The organism is Paraburkholderia xenovorans (genome assembly GCF_046030735.1).
Lineage (GTDB): Bacteria > Pseudomonadota > Gammaproteobacteria > Burkholderiales > Burkholderiaceae > Paraburkholderia > Paraburkholderia xenovorans_A.
In genome coordinates, this window is the sequence record NZ_JAQQBV010000114.1 from 1 (window position 1) to 610 (window position 610).

General features: G+C 59.3%; 1 protein-coding gene. It reads right to left on the bottom strand.

The window, feature by feature from the left end; translation table 11 throughout:
* Positions 1-150: 150 nt before the first annotated feature.
* Positions 151-507 carry a hypothetical protein gene (locus PQQ51_RS34360; RefSeq protein ID WP_408501628.1) on the bottom strand — a complete coding sequence of 119 codons (357 nt, stop codon included), beginning with the start codon at positions 505-507 and terminating at the stop codon, positions 151-153.
* Positions 508-610 lie beyond the last annotated feature (103 nt).

Here is a 610-nt window from a genome sequence, read left to right on the forward strand (position 1 = left end):
GCCGTCGTCGGTTTGCACAAAACTGTTCTCGCCTCTTGCAGAAATCTGTTTCTAGCCTCTAGACGGGAAACGAGCGCGCGTGATCCCGCGGGCCCAGTCTCCTTTGCACCGCAGGAAGTGGTCTCCAGCGGGGAGCGCTTTCGTCGGAATTCAAATCGGCCACGTCCGGGAGGTGTCGGCAAACTTACAAAATTGCCTCAAACGCCCGCCGAAAGAACAATTTTCTGCAATGCTTCTTAACGCAAACCTGTTCCCGATGCATCTACAAGACCCGCTTCGACTGGCCATGCGCAGGAACAAAATCACACAAACCAACGGGAGCGGCGTGAGCCGGTCGAGCTGGCGACGCACGCGCGCCGCCTGCACCGTGGCATCGGTGCCCGTGAGCGTGGATGCGGATGGCACGCCCTGGTGCAGCACGCCGAGCGAAGACATGCCGCCACGCTCTACGGAGTGGCGAAGCGCGTCGCGCAGGGCGGCGGCGTGATTGGCATACAAGTCTCGCATGGGGAGCTTTTCCAAGGAAAGGTAGTGCCAGAAACGAAAAAGCCCGCATTGCGCGGGCTCTCGTAAATACGGGTCAAAGTTCGACCGTCCGAATTATTCGCCA

Excerpts from the sequence above, each read along its gene's own strand:
- PQQ51_RS34360 (WP_408501628.1), bottom strand. The coding sequence starts at position 507 with ATGCGAGACTTGTATGCCAATCACGCCGCCGCCCTGCGCGACGCGCTT.